The organism is Micromonospora sp. WMMC415, from assembly GCF_009707425.1.
Taxonomy (GTDB): domain Bacteria; phylum Actinomycetota; class Actinomycetes; order Mycobacteriales; family Micromonosporaceae; genus Micromonospora.
This window is the reverse complement of the sequence record NZ_CP046104.1, coordinates 3,950,241-3,970,950: the sequence shown is the minus strand read 5'-3', so window position 1 is coordinate 3,970,950 and position 20,710 is coordinate 3,950,241. Positions and strand designations below refer to the sequence as shown.

Genomic DNA, 20,710 nt, shown 5'->3' with positions numbered 1-20,710 from the left:
CGGTTCAGGGTCAGCGGCGGGTCACGCCGGCGGCTCGGGCGTCGCCTCGATGATGCGCAGGTCGCGTTCGGCGCCGTCGTCGAGCGCCCGCAGCGCCTCCTGGTAGGCGGGACTGCGGTACGCGGCGACCGCGGCCTCCACGCTGTCGAACTCGATCAGCGTCGTGCGCTCCACGATCCCGGACTCGAACGCGTGAGCCGGCAGGCCACGCGCCAGGAACCGACCCCCCGCCGCGCGCATCGCCGGCCCGGCCAGCTCGACGTACGCGGCGAGCTTCTCCTGGTCGGTGATGGACCGGAACGTGTTGATCCAGTAGGCCTTCGCCATCGTCGGTGTCTCCTGTACGGGTGAGTGATCAGGCCAGTTGGGAGGGGCACATCTCCAGGTGGTGAGGCCGGGCCCGGCCAGCCTAACGGGCACCCGACCGGCGGGCCGACGTATGCCGATCTTGAGTGTCGTACGCCCGGCGGGCAAGATTGCGGCATGACGACGCGCCGCCAGGTCCACGGCCACGGCTCCGATCCGACAGGTGGTTCGCGATGACCGTCATCGACAAGGTCGCCTGGATCCGGTTGGAGAACGGCGCGATCCTCAGCTCCCGCTCCCGGGGCAAGGACGTCTACTACCTCCCGGGCGGAAAGCGCGAACCCGGCGAGAGCGACCTCGACACGCTCACCCGCGAGATCCGCGAGGAACTGGCCGTCGGCATCGTCGCCGACAGCGCCGAACACCTCGGGACCTTCCATGCTCAGGCCCACGGGCACCCGGACGGCACCATCGTGCGGATGACCTGTTACACGGCCGACTACCGAGGCGCCCTCCAGCCGGACAACGAGATCGAAGAGATCGCCTGGCTCACCTACCGCGACCGCGACCGCGTCTCCCCGGTCGACCAGCTCATCTTCGACCATCTCCACGAATCGGCCCGGCTCACCTGAACGCCTTGTCGCCAGACCCCAGCGGCCCGTTCAGGGAGTAGGTGGGGGCGGCGACAGGGACGGCGACCCACTCCCTGGGCCACCGGTCGGCTCCGGCGTCGGATCGACCGTCGTCACGGCCGGCGCCGCTGAGGTGCGGGCCGTGGCCGACGGTGTTGCACCAGGTCGGTTGCTCGACGGTCCCGAGGCGGGTTCGGAGGCGCGGGCAGCGGGCGTGGTGCGGTCCGGATCGGGCCGGGCGCTTCGCGCCGCGCTGGGAGCGTTGACAGGGTCACCCCCGACGGAATCCGGCCGAGACGTGACCACGGAGGGCGTTGGCACACCGGACCGACCGGGAGACCATCCGGTGCGATCAGCGAACACCACGGCTGCCGCCGCGGTGGCCAGCAGGACGAGCACGACGGCGCCGATCCCACGCCAGGCGCCTCGGCCAGGCCGGCGTGCCGCTTCCGGTGACCCGGGAGTCGCGGGACGGGCGGCTTCCGGCGCGGCCGGGGCCACCGCCGCGAGCGCGGGGGCCGTCGGCGAGGCGGACGAGCCGGAGACTGCCTCTGCGGTGGCGGCCATGGCTGCGGCGGTCGGGAATCGATGATCGGGGTCCTTGGCCATCGCGGTGGCGACGAGGTCACGCACGGGCCCCGGGACATGGTCGGGCAGCGAGGGCGGCTCCTCGTCGAGGCGGCGCAGGGCCACGGCGACCGCGTTCTCGCCCTCGAACGGTGGATGGCCGGCGAGGCAGTGATAGGCCACCGCCCCCAGGGCATAGATGTCGGCGGCTGGAGTGATCGCATTCCGGGACAGTTGCTCCGGCGCCATGTAGAGGGCGGTGCCCACAACCTGGTTCGCCGCCGTCAGACTCGTCGCTTCCGGGGAGACCGCGATACCGAAGTCGACGAGAACGACGTGGCCATCCGGCTCGATGATCAGGTTGCCCGGCTTCACGTCCCGGTGGACCACGCCGACGTCGTGGGCGGCCTGCAGGGCGCGGGCGGTCTGCGCCACGATCGACAGCGTCTCGGCGGTGCCCAGCCGACCGAGCTCGGCGACGCGCTCCGACAACGGCTGGCCCTGCACGTACGCCATCACGATGTAGGCGAGCCCGGACGCGCCGGGCAGGGGCGCTTCGCCGTAGTCGTAGACCTCCGCGACATTCGGATGCCGCAGCGCGGCCATGGCCCGCGCCTCGCGCCGGAAACGCTCACCGGCGCTGGCCTCCTCGATGAACCGCGTGTGCAGCATCTTGACGGCCACGGTCCGGTTGAGCGTCTCGTCGACAGCTCGCCACACCTCGCCCATGCCGCCGGCAGCGATCCGATCGGCCAGGCGGTAGCGGTCTCCGATCAGGTCCCCTACGTCCGGCATCCGATTCCCGTACCCCCGGCGCCGGTTTCCTACGCGTAGGCAGGTAGGCGGGGCCGCTGGACGCGGCCCCGCCTCCGGATCGTTGTGCCGGGTGACGCTCAGCGCAGGCCGAAGGCCCGGGTGATCGTCTGCGACACGGTGTTGCCGGCGCTGTCCCCGGCGGTGGTGCGCAGCGTGACGAAGGACGCGAACTTCGGCGCCTTGAGGCTCGTCCGCCAGCCGTCCCCGTCCCGGGTCAGCGCGGTGCGCTGCCAGGTCGCCCCGTCGTCGTACGACACCTCGACGGTGACCGCGCGGATCCCGGCCGTCACACCGGGCAGGTGCGAGGCCGTGACCGTCAGCCTGCCGTTCCGGGCCGCCCGGCCCGCCACGTCGGTCTCCACCCCGTAGTCGAGCTGGATCAGCGGCAGCGTCTCGGCGGACTCGGCGCCCGTGGCCGCGGAGGTGAAGCTCCACTCGGTCAGCGTCCGTCGCGAGTACGGGTTCGCCCAGTCGGCCCGGTCGTTGTCGACGACCAGCCGGTACGGCAGCCGCTCGGCGGAAAGCCCGCTGACCGGCAGGAACTCGGCGTTCCCCCAGCGCAGCTCCCGCTCGCCCTGGTAGAGCGTCGCCCGGTTACGGACGTCCCAGTTGCCGTAGGCGTCCCCGACGTGGCCGGAGCCCGAGTCGCCCCAGCCGGGCACGGGGATGTAGACCGCGTCGAGGTACCGCACCGGCAGACCGTCGAGGGGTCCCATCCGGGGCCGGTGGATCGGACCGAACCAGCTCACCCGGCTGGTCTGCCGGGCCGGGTAGCGAAGGACGGTGATCGAGGCCTGCCCGGTCTCGCCGTTGATGCCGGCGCTTTCGTACCAGTCGACGCCGGCGGTGACCCAGTCGGTCCGCTCGCCCTGTGCGGGTGCCGTGAGCTCGTTCCCGACGATCCAGCCGTGCCAGACGTCGGCGCGGAACTCCCTCGCCTTGCCGGGCCGGTGGTTGCGGAAGGAGACATCCACCCGGGCCAGGTCGCGCTGGTCCACGCGCCAGGTCGGGTCGGTGGGGACCGCACCCTTCCAGTGCCGCACCACGTCGTAGAGGTACTCGGTGGTGGGGTTCGAGTCGACCGTCAGCTCGACCCGGCCCCGGTCGCGCGCCTCGATCAGCGAGGCGCCCTGGTCGGCGTTGAGGGTCGCCACCGTCAGCGGGGCCGGGCTCTCCGGGGTCCACGGTGTCTCGTCCCACGGCTGCAGCCGACCGATCCCGTCGCCGGCGACCAGGAGCAGCAGCGCGCCCGCCGCGGCTGCGGCCTCGGCCTGCTGGCGGATCTCGATGGTGTCGCTGCGGCGGACGACCACGGCCTTGCCGCGCACGTCGTGCCGAGCCAGTACTCCGGTCGAACCGTCGCCGGCGTAGACCGCCGTCAGCTTGCGGGTGCCCTTCGGCAGCGGCGCGGCACCGCGCTTGACCAGCAGGTCGTGATAGGTCTCCGAGCCGGTGCCCACGGTCAGTGCCGGCTGTTCCAGCCGGAAGCGGGCCCCGAACTCGAACTCGCCGTCGGTGACCTTGGTGCCGGTCGGCAGCGCCCACAGGCTGTCGTACGACTCGTTCGGGAGCGTCGAGCTCTCCACGAGGCTGTCGCCGTACGACCGGTGGACGTCCAACCGCATCCCGACGGGGCTGCCCTGCCGCGGCACGTGCGCCTTGATCTGCCGGGCCTGCCGGGCGTCCAGGGTGACGGTGCGGTCCCGGTCCAACTCGACGTCGGTGAAGCTGAGCAGCGCCATGCCGAGTGAGCGCGGACCGTTGGCACCCTGGACGTCGGCGTCGAGCCAGCCGCTGTAGCTGCCGGGGGGCAGCCGTAGGGTGGCGGTGCCGGCCTCGTCGAGGTGGATCGCGGTGAAGAGCTCCCGTGCGGTGATGAGGACCCTGCCGGAGGCGGGCCGACCGGAGCGGTCCTTGGCGACGATCGTCAGGTTCTGCCGCTGGCCTTCCTTGCCGGCGCCGATCAGCGTCCGGGCGCGGACCACACCTGCCGCGTCGGTGGCGGTGATCATGCCGCTGAACTCCTGGTCGGCCGCGAGCCGGTCCATCTGGGCGGTGAGCGTCACCGTGGCGGTGCCGTTCGCGGGCACGGTCACCCGGTCGGCGGAGAGGGTGAAGAGCCCGGCCGGGGCACCGGCGACGTCGACCGCCAGAGCCAGCTCCACCGGGGCGTCCCCGACGTTGGTGTACGTCACCTGCTTGGTGTCGATCTTGCCCGGCTCGTGCGGCCAGTACTGGAAGCCGGAGTACGCGCTGACGGTGGCGAAGACCGTCGCGTCCACCGCCGCGGCGACGTCGAGCCGTCCGGCACCCGCCTGGTAGGGGGTGTACTCCTTGGTGGCCTTGACGCTGCTGACCAGTGCCTCCTTGAGCCGCTGGCCGGTCCAGTCGGGATGCGCGGCGGCCAGCAGAGCGGCGGCGCCGGCCACGTGCGGGGTCGCCATCGATGTGCCGCTCATCAACCGGTAGTGGCCCGAGCCGCCCCGGCCGAGTTGCGAGCGGGCGGCGAGGATGTCGACACCGGGCGCGGTGATCTCCGGTTTCAACCCGCCGTCGGTTCGCGGGCCCTGGCTGGAGAAGTCGGCGAGCGCGTCGTTGCCGTCGACCGCGCCGACCGTCAGGGCGGCGTCCGCGGTGCCGGGCGTGCCGACGGTGCGCGGGCCGCTGTTGCCGGCGGCCACGACGAACAAGGCGCCGGTTTCGGCGCTGAGCGTGTTGACCGCCATGCTCATCGGGTCGGTGCCGTCGGTGCCGGCGCCGCCCAGGCTCATGTTGATGATTCTGGCCTTCTCCTGGCGGGCGGCCCACTCCATGCCGGCGAGGATGAAGGACTCCTGTCCGCGACCTTCCGAGTCGAGCACCTTGCCGATGTGCAGCCGGGCGCCGGGGGCCACGCCCCGCTCCTTGCCGTCCGAGGCGGCACCGGTGCCGGCGATCGTCGAGGCGACGTGCGTACCGTGGCCGTTGTAGTCGTCGACGTACTCCTCCCAGGGCACGAAACTGGTGGTGGCGTCGATCTGCCCGGCGAGATCGGGGTGGCCGGGGTCCACGCCGCTGTCCAGGACCGCGACCTTCACCCCGGTGGCGGTGTTCCCCCGCGCCCAGACCTCCGGTGCGCCGATCTGCGCCGTCGAGTCCGCCAGGGTGGCGGTCACCTTTCCGTCGAGCCAGATCCTGGCGATGCCGCCGGCGAAGGTCGGGGTGCCGGAGCGCCGGGCCACTGTGCCGGCAGGTGTCGCGGTCAGCGCCGACCAGAACGCCGGGGCCTGGTCGCGATCCTGGGTGACGGCCGCGCCCCGCACGCTCTCCAGCCGACGTACGAGGGTCGAGCCGGTCAGCGTCGCGGTGCTGCGGGAGCGGGCGGCGGCGTCGGTGTACTGGACGATCAGCGGCAACCGGTCGACGCGCGTGTCGTCGTAGCCGTCGGCGAGGAGCCGGGTCACGTTGAACAGGCGCTGGTCCAGCACTCCGGCCGTGACGTAGGGCAGGGCGGCATCGGGGTAGACGTACGTCGAGCCGTCCATGACCACGCGGTGGAAGCTGGCGCTGGTCCCGTTCGCACCCGTGACGGAGTGGACGGCGCGACCGCCGGTCGCGGCGACGGTGACCTTGTCACCGGTGATCAGGGTGACGGTGCGCGTACCGCCGTGTGACGGCGGCGGGACGGCGGTGCCGGAGGGCGGCACCGGGCCGGCCGGGCCGGTCGGCGCGGCACCCGTGGCCGGCGTGCCGGCCAGCGTCAGGGCGGTGACCACGCCGAGCGCGATCAGCCCCGACCTACGGTTGGGTAAAGGACGCAAGGAGGCCCCTTCCTGGGTCGGCGGAGCATGTCGATGTGACAGGATCTTGCGAGCCGGCACCGGTCACAGCAACGCGTTCGACTGGCGCAGTTGGGCCATGACCCACACGTGCCAGCGCAGACCCCGCCGGGAGGTCATCGAGAAGTACCGGGCGTACCTGCTCGGCCGCCCCGACCTCCTCGCCCTCCTCCCCGACCTGCGCGGACGCCGGCTCGACTGCTGGTGCGTGCCGGAGCGCTGCCACGCCGAGGTGGTCGCGGAACTCGCCGACTCACCGCCGCCGTCCATCCACCCGTAGCGACTCGAGGGATGGTCTACGCCGGTGACCCGACGATCTGGCGGACGACCGGTGGCCGGTCCCCGGTGACGGCGAGGTGCCCAGCGGTCACGACCGCTCAGCGGTCGCCGCCCGGACGATGCCGGACCAGCCCCCCAGCTCGGCGGAGAGCCGTCGGCGGATCAGCGCTTCGCTGGGACGACCGGTGGACCGAGCCCACGAGGCGTAGCCCTGAATGGTGACCCGGCCGACGGTGCGGGCGTACTCGGCGACGGCAGCCAGGAGGTCGTCAGCCGTGTACGCCGTGTCCCCGGCCCGGGTCGCGGCCGGGACGACGACATCGGTGGCTCGGCGGCGGAAGAGCTGAGCCGGTCGTCCCGGCCCACTCCGGTCGACGTGTTCGGTGCCCTCGATCTTGTCGTCGACGAATCGACGGAAGGCGTCCTTGTGGCTGGCCCGGCCGTCGACGGCGTCGTGGATCTGCTGCAGTTGGCGGATGGTGAAGTGCTCGTTCAGCAGCCGGTCCGGATCGGCCGCGTCGCGGTAGCGGGCCCGCAGGTCGTTTACGGCCCGGGCGAGGATCACCTCATGGTCGGCGGGCAGCGTGGCCTGGCCCTCGGGCAGTGGCGGGCGGTGGCCGTCCGGCGGGGCCACGGGCGCGAGGTGGAGATCGGGCCGCTCCTCGACCTGCCGACTGATCCGGTCGTACGGAACGGTGTCGGCGTGCGCGACCGAGATGACCCACCCCCGGGGGTCCCGGTCGGGGTCGTCGAAGACGTGCAGCTGTCGAGGGGCGAGCCCGGAGATGCCGCACTTGTCGTGCAGCAGCCGTAGCACGGTCTGGGCCAGCCGCTCCCGTTCGTGCACGAAGGTGCCGGGCAGCGCCCATCGGCTGCCGGCCAGGGGCTCGTCCCGCCGTACCAGCAGGGCCGCGAGCTGGCCGGTGTGCGGTGTCACCGTCATCAGCGCGACGTCCACCGCGAGCGACGGACGAGGGTAGTCGACGAGCCGGCGGCCCTGGCTGTCGCGCCATGCGGATTGAGCGTCGGTCTTCACGCCACCACCTTATCTTGCCTACCACGAAAACTCCTGTTAGCTTTACCGCGCCGAACGAGATAAGTACCAACAGGAGGCTTCGATGACTGCTCTCCCCGCCCTGCACCTGGCGCCCCTACCCAGGCCGGACCGCTCACCGTCTTCCCGGTGTGGACGGACGCCCCGATCGCACCGGCCGCCTGCCGCACCTCCCTGCCGGCGGACGCCCGGATCGACGAACTGCCGACCCCGGTGGTCGGGACGTTGCGGGTCAGCAACCCGGGCGGCACTCCCCTGCTGCTGCTGGAAGGCGCGCTGCTCGACGGTGGATGGCAGCACCGGGTGGTGACGCGCAGCGTGCTGGTCGACGCCCAGGGACAGCGGGACGTCCATGTCGCCTGCGTCGAACAGAACCGCTGGGCGGGCGGCAAGATCCAACGCCTGGCCCGACACCGCGCGCCGCTGGCCGTACGCGGTGCGTTGCACGGCCTGCGCGCGGAGACCCCCGGCCGCGGGACGGAGGTCGACCAGAGCGACGTGTGGCGGCGGGTGAGTCGCTACGAGCGCGATCTGGGCAACTCGCCAACCTCGTCCCTCGTGGACCTGCAGAACCGCCAGGCGGCGGAGTTGGCGGCGATCCTCAGCACGACCCGTCCGCTGTACGGGCAGCGTGGCGTGCTCATCGGTGCGGCCGGTCACCCGGTGCTGCTGGAGGTCTTCGACGACCCGCAGACGCTGGTCGAGCAGTGGGAAGCCCTACTGTCGGCGGTGGCCCTGGACGCGCGCCTGGCGCCGCCGCAGCCCACTCCCGGGCGCCGAGCGCGTGCGTTCGTGCAGCGGCTCACCGCGGCACCGGTCCGGTCGACCAGCATGGGCGGCAGGGCGGTCGCGCTCGACGCGGACGCGGACAAGCTGTTGTCGGCTCGGGGTATCGCCCTCGGCAACCGGCTGCTGCATCTCGCAGCCGTGAACGCGAAGCACCAGTTCGTGCTCGCCGCGTGAGCGTATGCCGTCCTCAGCCGGCTCGGCGCGGCGCTATGTGCCGGTCGTCAGGGGCTCTGCCTCCGCCTCCTCGGCGCCGATCGCGACCGGCCGGCGGCGGATCCGGCCGATGGATTGCGCGCCGGCGGACGCAACCGGCTCCTCCCTCCCCGTCGGCTCCGCGAGGCATCAGGGACGCCCCCAGCTCAGCTGCCGCTCCGACACATTGCGGCTCTGCCTGTTCTTTGTGCTGTCGCAGTGCAGGCAGCCATAACCGACGGTCGGCAGACCACGCCGGCCCACCTCGAACCGGACCAAGGTACGGGAGCAGCGACCGCAGTCATCGCCCAGCTGCCCGCTGCCGGGTGCGATGCCGGGCCGTCGCCGTTGCGCCCGGCGTACCGCGTCGGCGAAGGCGGCGTGCCGGGTCCGCAGCACCACGCCGGGATCGGGGCCGAGCAGTGAGCCGGTCGAGGTCCACACCACGTCGTCGATGACCGCGCTGGATTCCAGGATCGGTACGCACGGACGCATGTTCACGCCACCGCGCTTGGCTTCCATCGCCTCCGCCGAGAGGTAGCCGTCCGGGTCCGGCTCCACCCAGACCGTCACCGGCTCGGTGTCGACGTCCTGCTCGGCGACCAGCTTCAGCGACGGGATCAGCGGCCGCAGCCCGACGAGCGGCGCCCGGGGCAGCCACATCTCGACCGAACCTGCACCCGCCAGGTCGTCCCGGAGCAGCCCGGTGATGTCGCCGCTCACCTGGCGGGTTACCGGCGCGTGGTCGAGCCCCTCCTCCCACGGAACGATCCGGCCCCGTTCGAGCAGCTTCGCGAAGAACCGCCACACGGCGTCCCTGGCGGTGCGGTGCCGGTGCAGCTGGTCCAGGGCGGCGACAACCACAAGGTGGTCGCGGGCACGGCTGGCCGCGACGTTGAGCAGCCGGGCACCGTTACCGCCGGACTCGCCCTCGGTGAACCAGCGGTGCAGCGGGCGTACACCGATTCCGCTGTCGACGGTGTCGTAGACGACGATGTCCCGCTCACCACCCTGGAACCGATGCACGGTCGAGGCAGCCCAGCTCTCCAGCTCCGATTCTGGAAGCAGCGACTCCAGCAGCCGGGCCTGCGCCGCGAAGGGCGAGATGACGCCGAGGCTGGAGACGTCGCCGCCCGATTCGGAGAGGAGCCCGGCAACGAGCTGCGCGTGCATCAGGTTGTACCGCGAGGACACGCCCTGCTTCCGTGCGGTCCGCGCGCCCAGCCGAGAGGTATCGAGCAGGACGAGTTCTCCGTCGGCCCAGTCCGCCCTGCTGTTTCGCGCTCTGATGGAGACCTGTCGGGCGGTGACGAGCGGGCTCTCCGGATAGAACGCCTCGCTCACCACGTGGTTGATGTCGCGACGCATGCGGTACTGCTCGGTGAGCGCCGCGAGCCGACCCGGTGCCGCGCCGCGGCCCACCGCGACATCCACAGCGGCCTTCTCGAACGGACTGTTCAGCAGCCACTCCTGAACGGACGGGGTGTCGGCGACGACGACCGGCGGCAGCTGCCGGAAGTCACCCGCGACGATGGTGTGGCCGCTGCCCGCGCCCGCGACCAACAGCGCCAGCGCCGTCGTGGTCATGCTCGCTTCGTCGAGGATCACCACGTCGAAGGTGAGTTCGCGCAGCGTCCTGAGCACCACCTGGTGCGACGTCGCGGCGACCACCTCCGCCTCGCGGCACACCTGTCGGCGTACGTACTGCAGGGATTCGTCGAGTTCCCGGACCAAGGCGCTGGAGTCGGCCAGGTCTCGCTCCAAGGTCAGCCGCTGCTCCTGCTCCTCGTCGGTGAGGCTCGCATGCCGCCGTTCCAGGAGTTTGAGCCGCTCCCGCAGGCTGCGGGTCCGTTGTCCCTCGCGTACCCGCAGCTGCGCAAGGGCCTCGCCGCGCTTCGCGGCGATCTCGTCGATCAGGACGTGCCCGTCGGCGCGCCCGATGAGGGAGGTGTCAGCGGGCTGACCGAGCCGGACCAGCCCACCACCGGCGAGCTCGGGTATCTGCTTCAGGACCGCGTTGACGGCGACGTCGACGGCAGCGTTGGTGGGGGCGGTGAGCAGCACGCGCAGTCCGCGTACGCAGAGTTCCGCCACGAGGGTGCCGATGGTGGTGGTCTTCCCGGTTCCCGGTGGGCCCCACAGCCAGGTGACACCGGGGGTGAGCGCGAGCTGGACGGCGTACCGCTGGCCGTGGTTGAGGTCTTCGGCCGCGACGGCCGGCAGCTCCTGTGGCGCGCCGGCCCCGCCGGTGGCCAACAGGGCCGCGGCGGCCTCGGCGTTGAAACCCGGCCCACCGTTGACCAGCTCACGCAGGCGCTTGCTCTGCGAAGAGAGCAGCCAGGACAGGTCGCAGCGCAGCACGGCCTCTTCCGGCACGGTCGCCCCCGGCGGAACCGACAACGTCACCACGTTGCCGAAGACCGACACCACCTCGACGTCGATCGGCGTGCCGTCGACGACCAGCGTCGCCTGGGCCCCCTCGGACACCCCGAGATCGCCCTCAGCCTCGAACCGCATCAGCTTCCGGGACGTCGTTTCCGCGATCACGAAGCCACCGCTGACGGGTACGTCCTGCAGGGTGCGCTTGTCGGTGACAGCTCGGAGTTCCTCCTGCAGCGCCCGGGCGGCCTGTTCGGCGATCCGCGGCCAGGCAGCAGGCACCGGCCCGACCGGCGGGGTCGACTCGTCCATAGGGATGCCAATCGACGAGGCGAGCTGACGTACCTCGGCGGCTGCCCGCCGGGCGGCCGGCGGTTCCGGCGTGCGTCGACGAGGCGGCGCTGGTGCCGTCTCGGTCACCGGGATGGCCCAGCCTCGCGGCACCCAGCTGTCGCCTTGCAGATCGGCGAGACCGTGTGTCGCGCAGGCGATGTAGAGATCCGTGCTGTCTGTACGCACACCCGCCTGCCGGAGCGCCGCGAGCAGTGCCTCCTGGGACATCGGCCCGCCCGACAGCGCCTGTTGCACGACCTTGATGAGCTTGCGCTCGGCTCCAGCACCCACACTGACCCCCGTCACCCGCGGTTCCGGCGGCGGCCCCGCGTCGTGGCAGCACCGCCACTTGCCTACGCCTGACCTGGGCAGGTGCTCGCCGGGCTTTGTGCGGACCAGGCTAGGAGCGGAGGCACCGCGAGTGGCTGGTCCGACCGGACAAGATCGTTTGCCGGACCGCAGGCGAGCGTCACCCCTTTGTGATCATCTTCAAGCCGTCCGGCCGATGGGATCAGCAATTCCGCTCACGGTCGCCACATCATCACCTGATCTTGGATGTCGTACCTGCGCGGCACCATGTCGGCCATGACGACGCACCACCCGACCATCCGCCGCCTGGTCTACGGCCACGCCCAGCTGCACGACTGCCTGGCCTTCGCCGACGCGGACACCGCCGCCGAGGAGGCCGAGGAGATCAAGGCTCTCGCCGCCGCCCGCACCTGGGGAGAAGCCCGCCAGGTCCAGATGACCCACCTGTGGAACCCCGCCGGCCCGGAGTGCTACGAGCCGGAGGACGGGTACCCCGACGACCGACCCTTCAAGATCAACGACGTCGGTTCGGTCATGGAGGGCGACTGGCCCCGGATGGTCACCGAGCGCGCGTTCGAGCTGCTCCCCGAGGACCTCCAGGACCGGTTCGGCAAGCGCCACTTCACCGCGCACAACGGTGACTATCTCGAGATCCCGATCGACCACGAGAGCGAGCTGGTGGCGGAGCTGCGCGAGCACGGCTACGAGGTCACCCGCGACGACGAGCTCATCAACGTGCTCGACGGCCGCAGCTTCAACCCGCTCGCCGGCTGACCCTCGGCTCTCTCGCCGCAGTCGACCGCTGGCTCCAGCCGATGCGCCGGGGCCAGCGGCGGCACAGCCGGGGAATCAGGTGATGGCGAGGGACGCGGTCAGTAGCGGAAGGTCGTACGGAGCGACCAGACGCAGCGGCTTCTCCGTGCTGTTCCCGTTCTGGGTGATGATGAGCGCCGCGGTCAACTGCCCGGCCTGCCTGCCTCGGCTGAGCTTGTCGATCGCGTCCACCACCGTGATCGTCCTGGGAACCAGAATCGCGTCCTCCCCCGGCTCGGCGAACGCGAGCACCTGCGAGACCGGCTCTTCCTCCGCGATGCCGGTGTTCCTGGTCAACTGGTCGGCGAGCCATCGAGCGATGGCGTTGGTGGTCAGGACGCCGCGATAGCCGTCGCCGTCGTACACCGGCAGTTGCGAGTATCCAAAAGTCCGGACATGGTCCAGTGCGACGCTGATCGGGTCGTCCGGCTGCACCACGCAGACCTTGCCGGAACCGAGGACGGTCAGCGCCAGCGGTGGTTCGAGGATCTGCTGCCGGAGCCGCTCGATCTCCTGCACGACGGCCTCTACCGGCTCCGCGATCGGCCGACCGCCGTAGTAGGTACCGTGGCTGATCGCGTTCCGCAGCGAAGCAAACGCCACCAGGGCGCTCTTGTGGTGATTCGGCAGCCGCTTCTTGTCGGCGTACTCCCGGGCCAACTGCGCGAACCCGACGCTGACGTCCGCGCGCAGGCTCGCCCGGATGTGCTTCTCGATGTCGTTGAACGCCGCGAGGAACCGCGCACCTGCCGTCGTGATGATCACGGACGCAGACACTGCCACGGCGTCGCGACGACCCAACGGGAACCGGAGGCGGTGTTCACTAGCTCACATCTCTTGATCATGATGAGGGGCAGGAAGCTCACGCACGTGCCACGGCAGCAACGACGCCATCAAGGCGCGTCGACCTGCGCGCTGACGGCACCTGCGTAGGGCGCCCACCATGCCTCTCGCCTGGGTCCTCAACACCGACCCCGCGGACCACGACCTCGGTTGAGTCCCTATCGGGGATCCGGCTCGTCGTACGGAGGCTCCTCGTAGCCCTCGATGATCTCGGGGCCGTAGTCGGGCCCCCAGTCGGAGAACCTGCTCGGTTCACGCCGAGGCGCAGCCGGCTTGCCCATCGTCGGTTCGTCGTCCGGACGCGGTCGCTCAGTGGTCACGACCGCACGCTAGCGGATACGGAGACGCTGCCGGAATGGGCGTTTCTCCAGGTGACGGGGCCAGGAACAGCTGACCTGACGGTCACCCGACCGGAGGATCCGCCCCCGGCCGTCTGCCGATCTTGGAAGTCATACCCCTGAGGAAGGATGTGCGCCATGACGACGCACCACCCGACCACCCGGCGCCTGGTCTACGGCCACGCCACCCACCACGACTGCCTCGCCTTCGCCGACGCTGACACCGCGACCGAGGAGGGCGCGGAGATCACGGCGCTCGCCACCGCGCGTACGTGGGGCGAGGCTCGACAGGTCCAGATGACCCGCCTGTGGAACCCCGCCGGCCCCGAGTGCTACGAAGAGGACGACTACCCCGACGACAAGCCCTTCGACATCACCGAGGTGGGTTCCGTCGTGGACGGGAACTGGCCCCCGATGGTCACGACGCGGGCGTTCGACGTGCTGCCGGAGGACCTGCAGGACCAGTACGGCAAAGTCGTGTACACGACGCACAACGGCGAGTACCTCGAGATTCCGCTCGACCGCGAGGGTGAACTGGTCGCGGAGCTGCGGGAGCATGGCTACGAGGTGACCCGCGACGACGACCTCATCAACCTGCTCGACGGCTTCAGCCTGGGCTCGCTCGCCAAATGAAGAGGGACGGAGACGCCGGCGGCGCAATCCATGCGCGCCCGGCGTCTCCGTGGCTCAGGCTCACCGGCGGCGCTTGTTCAGGCTCGGCAGGCCGCCGAACACGGTCCGTACGGTGCCGTCCGGGTTGCTCCGGCCCGGCTTCTGCAGGGCCTCGGTGACCCGCCGCCCAGCCAGGTCGGAGGCGTTCAGGTTGACCACGGCCCGGTCGGCCGACCGCCAGCTTCGCAGGCGGGCCAGTGCCTGCCGGCTGTCGGCGAAACCGGTCAACACACGGATCGCCGGCATCGCCCTGGCCGGGTCAGCGAGCAGGAGCCGGGCGACATCGGCGGGGCTCAGCTTGCGCGGCGTGGTGTCGCCCACCGGGATGAGAGAGGGCGTGGATCTCCCCGTTCTGCAGCCACAGCCACACCGACCGCTTGCCGTCGCCGGCCCGCATCACCGGGGTTGTCGACGCCGTAGTCGCTGTCTGCGACGACGCTTTCCGGGTCGGACCAGCGGTGGCGGGCGCCGCCGGCTTGGCCGCCAGGTGGGCTTGCAGTGCGGCCGGCGGCTGCGCCCGTCGCCGCGACTGCGCTGGAACGTCGAAAGCCGGGCGGGGCGGGGCATCCGCTTGCGGCGGCGGTTCCGTCGGTGTCCCTTGGCGTTCCCGTACGAACCAGCCGGCGATCTCCCACTGCTCGGGCGCGAACCGGACCGGGATCACCTCGGTCAGGTGCGGTGCCGACGGGTCCTGAACGCTGAGTTGCGCGCGCCGCTTCGCATGGTCGGCCGCGGTGAGCGACCCGATGCTGAGGATCGAGCTCAGCGGTATCGACCTGACGTCCGCCTTCCGCCAGGGAAGCAACCGCCGACGCCGGACGACAAGCTGCCCGTTCTCGAACCAGGCGTCCCACCGTGCCATACCGACCACCTCCCGTGCTGCGCACGTTAGCGGCTTGATGATCACTACTGCATTCGGCGGGTCGGGCAGTTGGGATGACGGACCGTCCGGTTGTGTCAGCGGCGCAGGCGGCGGGAGCACTCGCCGTCGTGGCCGTCGCGGAGCACACAGCGCCGGCCACCCGGTAGCCGCAGGTCGCAGAAGACGCGGTGCCGGAGGAACTGCTTGTCCTCCTCGGAGACGGTCATCTCCCCCGGGTCCATCATCGGCAACACGGTGATCCAGCGGCCGACGATCCGAGCCAGGCGCTGCGATCGGGAAGCGCGGCGGCCGGTCGGGGGGATCGTCCGACCGCCGCGCTGTGGTCATCCTGTGACAGTCCGCAGTGGATGCGCAACGTTTGATACCGCGATTTCCCGGACATGCATTGACTTTCTTTCCTGGACGCATTAGGTGTTGCACGAGCAGGTCACGCATTGTTGCGTCATGGAATCAGGGAGTGTGCGGATGGCCGAGGAACTCGGATCGACCGTGCCGCGCCGGCAGCTCGGCCGGCTGCTACGGCAGTTCCGCAACGAGGCGGGGGTGACCCTCGACGCCGCCGCCGAGGCCTTGGAGTACAGCCGGCAGAAGATCTGGCGCATCGAGTGCGGCATGGGTCCCGTCCGGGTGCTCGACGTCAAGGCGATGTGCGACCTGTACGGGGTGTCGCCGGAGATGACCGAGGCAATGCGCGGCCTGGCCGCGGAGACGAAGTCGAAGGGCTGGTGGCATGCGTACGGGGACGCGGTACCGAGCTGGTTCGAGCTGTACGTCGGCCTGGAATCCGCCGCCGCGTACCTCCGCCGCTACGACGAATCGCTGATCCCCGGAATCCTCCAGACGAAGGAGTACGCCCACGCCCTCTACCGCCTCGGCGGGCGCTTGAGCGACGAAGAACGCGAGCGGGCGGTGCAGGTCCGACTTCAGCGGCAGGCCCTGCTGGTCCGACGGTTGCCGGCAGCTCCGCGGCTTGAGGCCGTCCTGTCAGAGGCGGTGCTCCGGCGAGGCGTTGGTGGCTCGGCGGTCATGGGTGCTCAGCTCGACCAACTCGTCAAGCTGTCCGACCTACCGAACGTGTCGGTCCGAGTGCTGCCGCTGGCGGCCGGTCCGCAGCCGGGTGCCGTCGCCGGGTCCTTCGTCATCCTCGACTTTCCGCCGACCAAGAATGGCCGCGCCGCCCCGGAACCGTCGGTCGTCTACAGCGAGTCCCTGACCGGTGCGCTCTACCTGGACAAGCCCGATGAGCTGGCCGCCTACGAACGCGTCTGGAGGGGGCTGGATGTGCTCACGCTCGGCGAGGCAGAATCGAAGGACATGATCAAGAGAATCATCGGGGAGATGCGGCATGACTGACCTGACCGGCACCATCTGGCGCAAGAGCACCCGCAGCGGCGACAACGGCGGCGACTGCGTCGAGGTCGCGACCAACCTCCCCGGCATCGTCGCCGTCCGCGACTCCAAGGACCCGAACGGCCCGGCGCTGACCTTTGCACCGGCCGCGTGGTCCGCCTTCACTGCCGCCACCAAGAGCGGACTACGCGCCCACCACGCCCAGTCGTGACTGCCACGACGATCGTCGCGTTCGCCGGGGTGATGGCGCTGGGCGCGCTGTCCCCCGGCCCCGACTTCGCCATCGTCGTACGCCAGGCCGCGGTTTCGGGCCGTACGCGCGGGATGGCGACGGCGGCCGGAATCGCGGCCGGCGTCTTCGTCTGGTCCGTCGCCGCCGCGACCGGTGTCGCGGCGCTGCTGGCGGCGTCGGCGACGGCCTTCACCGTGGTCAAGCTCGTCGGGGCCGGCTACCTCGCCTACCTGGGCATCCGGGCGCTGCTCGCGGCGGCCCGCGACAGCGGCGGACTCGTCGCCGACCAGGGCCGGCAGGAGCAGACGAGCGTGCTCGCGGCGTTCCGCCAGGGGCTGCTGTGCAACGTGCTCAACCCGAAGGCGGCGGTGTTCTTCGTCGCGCTGATGCCACAGTTCCTCGGAACCGACGCGTCGGTCGTCGACGCCGTGGTGCTCGCGGTGGTGGCCGTCACCGTCGCCCTGCTGTGGTTTCTGGGCGTGGCCAACGTGGTGGCCGCGCTGCGGCGGCTCCTCAACCGTCCCACGGTGCGGCGGGCGATCGACGCCGCGACGGGCGTCGCCCTCATCGGCCTCGGCGTCCGGCTGGCCGCGACCCGGCTCTGACCGACAGCCAGGGGCGAGAGGGTCCGGAATCCCTGGTCACTGCAGGTCATCGCATTGACCCGGCAGTCCCCTACCTCTTTTCGGCGGCCGGCGATTCTGGCACACTCCCCTGCCGTGACGATCTTGCCTACCCGAGCAGCGCTGACCGCGGCTGCGAGCGCCATACTGCCCGTCCTGCTGCTCAGCGGCTGTGCCGGCGGCGAGCAGCCGGCGGCCGGGCCGTCACCCAGCCCGATGCGCACTGTGCCGGCCGACCTCTGCGACCGCATCGACTACACGCTCGCCAACCCGGCCTTCCGCAAGGTGATGCCGATTCCACCCGTGGACGATGACCGGGGCCCCGGCTTCCGCTGCAGCCAGGGATTCTTCGGCGGAGACGGGTACGCGGGCGGGTTTGTCCTGGTGCGCGTGCAGACGTTCGACAGCCCGGGCGCTGCCCGCACCGGCTTCGACCGTGCCGCCCGGACGAGTACGGCTCAACCCTTCCAGGGCGGCTCCGAGATCGCGGCGGATGCCGTCCGCTACCAGGAGGTCTCGGGCGACACCAGGCTCGAGGTCCTGGACTCAAACGTGATCATGGAGGTTCGGTTGGCTGCGCCAAACCCCGTCAGCGACGAGCAGGCGCCGAAGCTTGGGCCGGCATCAGTACAGATCGCGCTTCAGGCATTGGAGCTGGTCCGCGCGTCGTGACGACGTGGCAAGAGCCAAACACGCGAGGTGCAGTACCCAGTGCGGCATCCCCTTGTTGATCATTACCCGTCAGTCGGCATCCTCCCCGCCTGGGCTGCGATCGCGCATTCGGGAAAGGAAGAGCGGCAGAACGTCGTCGTGGATCTGGAAGCCGGCAGCGACTCCGAAGCTGGGTGACTCGTCGTTGTAGACCGCCCAGAAGACGTCGACGGCCTCCTCTGGGAGGACGCCTTCCTCGCGCATCAACTGCACGATGCGGTTGAAGGGTCGGGTGAACCCACGCAGGCTGCGCTCCTGGGGGAAGTGGGTCAGTTCGTAGACCTGACTCCTGCTGACGTACCCGCCCTGCTGCGCGGCTTTGAGGAGCACGATGGCCTGCCGGGGTGCCTCCCGGGCGAGGCGATCGAGCAGATAGGTGACGGCGTCCGGATCCCAGCCGCCGTTGGCGAGTTCCGGCTCCGCCTCGGAGAGGAAGGCGTCGACCTTGTCCGCATCCTCGACGGACCGGTCCCGGACCGTGACGGCGAGCGCACCGCGGGCGTAGTTCAGCAGTTGTGGTGGGCGAACCATGAACAGTCGCGTGCCGGCCCGCTGCCGTAGTTCCTCGACGAGTTCGATGCGAGGGCCGCGCCGCTCACCCCCCTCCTCCCGCCACCAGTCCTCCTTGACATCGCCGGTTACGAACAGGACGTCGCAGCGTCGCGTCTCGGCCTCGCGGAGCACCTGCTCCCAGACGAGGTAGTCACCTGCTCCCTCGGCGCCTTCCTTCTTGCGATCCATGTAGCCCGGCGGAATCTTCTCGTCGAGACGCCGTTGCGCCTCGACGAGCGCGGCCGCCAATGCTTGTTCGTCCAACGGATGCCCGACCCTGCCCTGCAGGATCGAACGGAGTGAGCGAAGCACGACGTCTGTGTTCGTGTCGCGGGCGGCGTCCATCGCCGTGGCGTCCTTGAAGTCGTCTACGTATCGCATGACTGCGTCGAAACCAGCGCTGAGCTGGCCGAGCACCTCCGATGCACGGTCGGGGGGCAGCGACACTCGGTTGACCCACGTCTGGAACGCGCGAGCCGCACGGCCCCGCAGCTCTTCCAGCTCACGAACGGTCTTGCCGGTGTCCCGAGGATCACGCAGTACCCGGTCGCGATTCCGCCAGAACTCGACCAGCACACGGTGGGGCACCCAGAGGCGGTCAGACAGCTTCTCCATCACCGCGAGCAGGTCGTCGCGGGCACCAGCGGTGTAGCGGTAGAGGTTCAGCAGCACGTTGGCGTCGAGCACCACCATTCCGGTGGCGAGGACGCGGCTGTACTCCTCAGCCGTCGGCGTGACGTAACCCTCGAAGCCGTCGATGATGCCGCGGCTGCCCGAGGAGGCAGTGCCGCCGTTCACGAGACTGTCTGCCGTCGTCACGGCAGCAGGCTAGCGGCTTACCACCATGGCGGCTGTCTCGATCACGACACATCGGACGCGAGCAGTCCTCTATGGATATCGCGGCCCAGGGATGTCCAGATTTCACACCCCAGGTGGGCGGGTGAGCACGAACGGCTGATGTCTACGGCCGGCGAGGCAACGGGAAGCGAGCTAACGGATCAAGGGTGGCTCGTGGCTCTGGTCGACTGGCCCAACTCGAGCCGGCAGGCCATCGCTTGTTGCCGGCACTTTTCGGCAAGATCCGGCTCGTCCGCTGACTGGTCCAGGTCACGTGCCAGTGCCTCGAAGGCCTCGCATGCCTGCCGGAAATCCCCAGCCAGCACGTACAGGTTGGCGATATCCATCCGCAGAGCGACGATCTCTGCTGCGGGCGGCTCCGCATCGGACACTGCGTGGAGGGCGCGCTCCAACACGTCGGCCGCTTGCACGAACCGCTCGTGCTCGGCCAGCTCATGCGCCTGCGCCCGCAGCTCGGTCAGCTCCTGTGGAGTCCTCTGAGCAGGTACGGCGCCGACTGCGGACAGAGAATCATGGGTGGCCGACGTGGCTACGGACCTGACGTAGTCGTCGCGGAAGGGTGCAAGGAGCTGCTCGACTTCGAGGGCCGATGCCGGCCGCTCCAACGGTTCCTTGGCAAGGAGGCAAAACACGAGATGCGCCAGGTCGTCGGGCACGTCCGACCGGTACTCGGTAGTGATGGGAATCGGTGAGCGCAGGTGCCGGCGCAACATGTCGGGTGCGTTCGCCGCCTCGTACGGGGGTTGTCCGGCGATCATCTCGAAGAGGATGCAGCCCAGGGCGTAGAGGTCGGCGGCAGGTCCGACCGGGCCGCCGGTGGCCTGCTCAGGCGCGATGTAGGCTGGCGTGCCGAGGGTGCTGCCGGTGGCAGTGAGGCGCGACGCCTCGGCCGGGCCGACCAGGGCGGCAACACCGAAGTCCAGAACCTTCACCGCTCCGGACGGGGTGATCATGAGGTTCTGGGGCTTCAGGTCACGGTGCACGAGCGATGCGGCGTGGGCGGCAGCAAGCACGGAACAGATCTGCGCGGCGATCGATGCCGCCTCGCTCACCGGTAGTTGCTCCTGCTCGGCGATGTGATCAGCGAGGACGACACCCCGGATGAGCTGCATCACGAGATAAAGGTCCTCGCCGTGCTCCCCGAGATCGTGCACCGTGGGAACGCCGGGGTGGTCGAGGCGAGCGGTCGCTCTCGCCTCGCGCCGGAACCGTTTGACCGCGATTTCCCGCTCGTCCTCCGGCACCTCCAGCTGGCGGAGGAACTTGATCGCCACCGGCCGGTCGAGTCGCTCGTCGAAGCCGCCCCACACCTGCCCCATCCCGCCGCGCCCGATCGGGTAGGTCAACTCGTACCTGCCCCC

19 protein-coding genes and 1 pseudogene are annotated in these 20,710 nt (G+C 70.4%); 9 read left to right on the top strand and 11 right to left on the bottom strand.

All coding sequences use genetic code 11. The features are described from left to right. Positions 1–21: 21 nt before the first annotated feature. Complete coding sequence (locus tag GKC29_RS18615) at positions 22–327, bottom strand: DUF1330 domain-containing protein (RefSeq protein ID WP_155332038.1); 306 nt, start codon at positions 325–327, stop codon at positions 22–24. 212 nt (positions 328–539) lie between these two features. On the opposite strand from GKC29_RS18615, the gene GKC29_RS18610 reads away from it, so the two are divergent. Next, positions 540–938 carry an NUDIX domain-containing protein gene (locus GKC29_RS18610; protein WP_155332037.1) on the top strand — a complete coding sequence of 133 codons (399 nt, stop codon included), beginning with the start codon at positions 540–542 and terminating at the stop codon, positions 936–938. 30 nt (positions 939–968) lie between these two features. Here GKC29_RS18610 and GKC29_RS18605 read toward each other — a convergent pair whose 3' ends face one another. Then, entirely contained in the window at positions 969–2,300 is a 1,332-nt protein-coding gene (locus GKC29_RS18605) for a serine/threonine-protein kinase (protein ID WP_155332036.1), read from the bottom strand. A 98-nt stretch (positions 2,301–2,398) separates the two neighbouring features. After that, a complete protein-coding gene (locus tag GKC29_RS18600) occupies positions 2,399–6,121 on the bottom strand; it encodes a S8 family serine peptidase (RefSeq protein ID WP_155332035.1) in 3,723 nt (1,240 codons plus the stop codon). Between GKC29_RS18600 and GKC29_RS30585 the strand changes: the two genes are divergently transcribed. Beyond that, a complete protein-coding gene (locus GKC29_RS30585) occupies positions 6,039–6,419 on the top strand; it encodes a DUF4326 domain-containing protein (RefSeq protein ID WP_370463266.1) in 381 nt (126 codons plus the stop codon). The two genes, GKC29_RS18600 and GKC29_RS30585, sit on opposite strands and share 83 nt — an antisense overlap. 87 nt (positions 6,420–6,506) lie before the next feature. Here GKC29_RS30585 and GKC29_RS18590 read toward each other — a convergent pair whose 3' ends face one another. Continuing rightward, positions 6,507–7,454 carry an NUDIX domain-containing protein gene (locus GKC29_RS18590; protein WP_230688698.1) on the bottom strand — a complete coding sequence of 316 codons (948 nt, stop codon included), beginning with the start codon at positions 7,452–7,454 and terminating at the stop codon, positions 6,507–6,509. A 120-nt stretch (positions 7,455–7,574) separates the two neighbouring features. Between GKC29_RS18590 and GKC29_RS18585 the strand changes: the two are divergent. Beyond that, positions 7,575–8,435: pseudogene (locus tag GKC29_RS18585) on the top strand (ARPP-1 family domain-containing protein); the annotation flags it as partial. Between the two features lie 168 nt (positions 8,436–8,603). On the opposite strand, the gene GKC29_RS18580 reads toward GKC29_RS18585, so the two are convergent. Continuing rightward, complete coding sequence (locus tag GKC29_RS18580; RefSeq protein WP_155332032.1) at positions 8,604–11,456, bottom strand: DEAD/DEAH box helicase; 2,853 nt, start codon at positions 11,454–11,456, stop codon at positions 8,604–8,606. 294 nt (positions 11,457–11,750) lie between these two features. Here GKC29_RS18580 and GKC29_RS18575 point away from each other — a divergent pair, with 294 nt between their 5' ends. Then, positions 11,751–12,248: a hypothetical protein gene (locus tag GKC29_RS18575; protein WP_155332031.1), complete on the top strand. Its 498-nt coding sequence runs from the start codon at positions 11,751–11,753 to the stop codon at positions 12,246–12,248. A 75-nt stretch (positions 12,249–12,323) separates the two neighbouring features. Here GKC29_RS18575 and GKC29_RS18570 read toward each other — a convergent pair whose 3' ends face one another. Next, positions 12,324–13,052 (bottom strand): CBS domain-containing protein, encoded by a 729-nt coding sequence (locus GKC29_RS18570; RefSeq protein ID WP_196255652.1) that lies wholly within the window; start codon positions 13,050–13,052, stop codon positions 12,324–12,326. Positions 13,053–13,288: 236 nt separating this feature from the next. Beyond that, positions 13,289–13,450, bottom strand: coding sequence for a hypothetical protein (locus GKC29_RS18565; RefSeq protein WP_155332029.1), 162 nt, complete (start codon positions 13,448–13,450; stop codon positions 13,289–13,291). Between the two features lie 156 nt (positions 13,451–13,606). On the opposite strand from GKC29_RS18565, the gene GKC29_RS18560 reads away from it, so the two are divergent. Beyond that, a complete protein-coding gene (locus GKC29_RS18560) occupies positions 13,607–14,101 on the top strand; it encodes a hypothetical protein (protein WP_155332028.1) in 495 nt (164 codons plus the stop codon). 60 nt (positions 14,102–14,161) lie between these two features. Here GKC29_RS18560 and GKC29_RS18555 read toward each other — a convergent pair whose 3' ends face one another. Together GKC29_RS18555 and GKC29_RS18550 are read right to left on the bottom strand one after the other, a co-directional pair. Next, on the bottom strand, positions 14,162–14,461 hold the full coding sequence (locus tag GKC29_RS18555) for a hypothetical protein (RefSeq protein WP_230688697.1): 300 nt from the start codon (positions 14,459–14,461) through the stop codon (positions 14,162–14,164). A gap of 636 nt (positions 14,462–15,097) precedes the next feature. Continuing rightward, a complete protein-coding gene (locus GKC29_RS18550) occupies positions 15,098–15,325 on the bottom strand; it encodes a hypothetical protein (RefSeq protein ID WP_155332027.1) in 228 nt (75 codons plus the stop codon). Between the two features lie 163 nt (positions 15,326–15,488). On the opposite strand from GKC29_RS18550, the gene GKC29_RS18545 reads away from it, so the two are divergent. From GKC29_RS18545 to GKC29_RS18530, 4 genes are all read left to right on the top strand, one after another. Further along, complete coding sequence (locus GKC29_RS18545; RefSeq protein WP_155332026.1) at positions 15,489–16,376, top strand: helix-turn-helix transcriptional regulator; 888 nt, start codon at positions 15,489–15,491, stop codon at positions 16,374–16,376. Next, a complete protein-coding gene (locus GKC29_RS18540; RefSeq protein WP_155332025.1) occupies positions 16,369–16,584 on the top strand; it encodes a DUF397 domain-containing protein in 216 nt (71 codons plus the stop codon). The genes GKC29_RS18545 and GKC29_RS18540 overlap by 8 nt, the downstream gene beginning before the upstream one ends. Next, positions 16,581–17,210 (top strand): LysE family translocator, encoded by a 630-nt coding sequence (locus GKC29_RS18535; protein ID WP_230688696.1) that lies wholly within the window; start codon positions 16,581–16,583, stop codon positions 17,208–17,210. The genes GKC29_RS18540 and GKC29_RS18535 overlap by 4 nt, the downstream gene beginning before the upstream one ends. A gap of 114 nt (positions 17,211–17,324) precedes the next feature. Next, complete coding sequence (locus tag GKC29_RS18530) at positions 17,325–17,900, top strand: hypothetical protein (RefSeq protein WP_155332024.1); 576 nt, start codon at positions 17,325–17,327, stop codon at positions 17,898–17,900. A 69-nt stretch (positions 17,901–17,969) separates the two neighbouring features. Here GKC29_RS18530 and GKC29_RS18525 read toward each other — a convergent pair whose 3' ends face one another. Together GKC29_RS18525 and GKC29_RS18520 are read right to left on the bottom strand one after the other, a co-directional pair. Beyond that, the gene (locus GKC29_RS18525) at positions 17,970–19,310 is read right to left on the bottom strand and encodes a PIN-like domain-containing protein (RefSeq protein WP_155332023.1); all 1,341 of its coding nucleotides are present in this window, start codon (positions 19,308–19,310) and stop codon (positions 17,970–17,972) included. Between the two features lie 179 nt (positions 19,311–19,489). Next, the gene (locus GKC29_RS18520) at positions 19,490–20,695 is read right to left on the bottom strand and encodes a serine/threonine-protein kinase (protein ID WP_230688695.1); all 1,206 of its coding nucleotides are present in this window, start codon (positions 20,693–20,695) and stop codon (positions 19,490–19,492) included. Positions 20,696–20,710 lie beyond the last annotated feature (15 nt).

What these genes read in the sequence shown, in the direction of transcription:
- GKC29_RS18615 (WP_155332038.1), bottom strand. Translation starts at nt 327, where the DNA reads ATGGCGAAGGCCTACTGGATCAACACGTTCCGGTCCATCACCGACCAG.
- GKC29_RS18610 (WP_155332037.1), top strand. Translation starts at nt 540, where the DNA reads ATGACCGTCATCGACAAGGTCGCCTGGATCCGGTTGGAGAACGGCGCG.
- GKC29_RS18605 (WP_155332036.1), bottom strand. Translation starts at nt 2,300, where the DNA reads ATGCCGGACGTAGGGGACCTGATCGGAGACCGCTACCGCCTGGCCGAT.
- GKC29_RS18575 (WP_155332031.1), top strand. Translation starts at nt 11,751, where the DNA reads ATGACGACGCACCACCCGACCATCCGCCGCCTGGTCTACGGCCACGCC.
- GKC29_RS18560 (WP_155332028.1), top strand. Translation starts at nt 13,607, where the DNA reads ATGACGACGCACCACCCGACCACCCGGCGCCTGGTCTACGGCCACGCC.
- GKC29_RS18545 (WP_155332026.1), top strand. Translation starts at nt 15,489, where the DNA reads ATGGCCGAGGAACTCGGATCGACCGTGCCGCGCCGGCAGCTCGGCCGG.
- GKC29_RS18540 (WP_155332025.1), top strand. Translation starts at nt 16,369, where the DNA reads ATGACTGACCTGACCGGCACCATCTGGCGCAAGAGCACCCGCAGCGGC.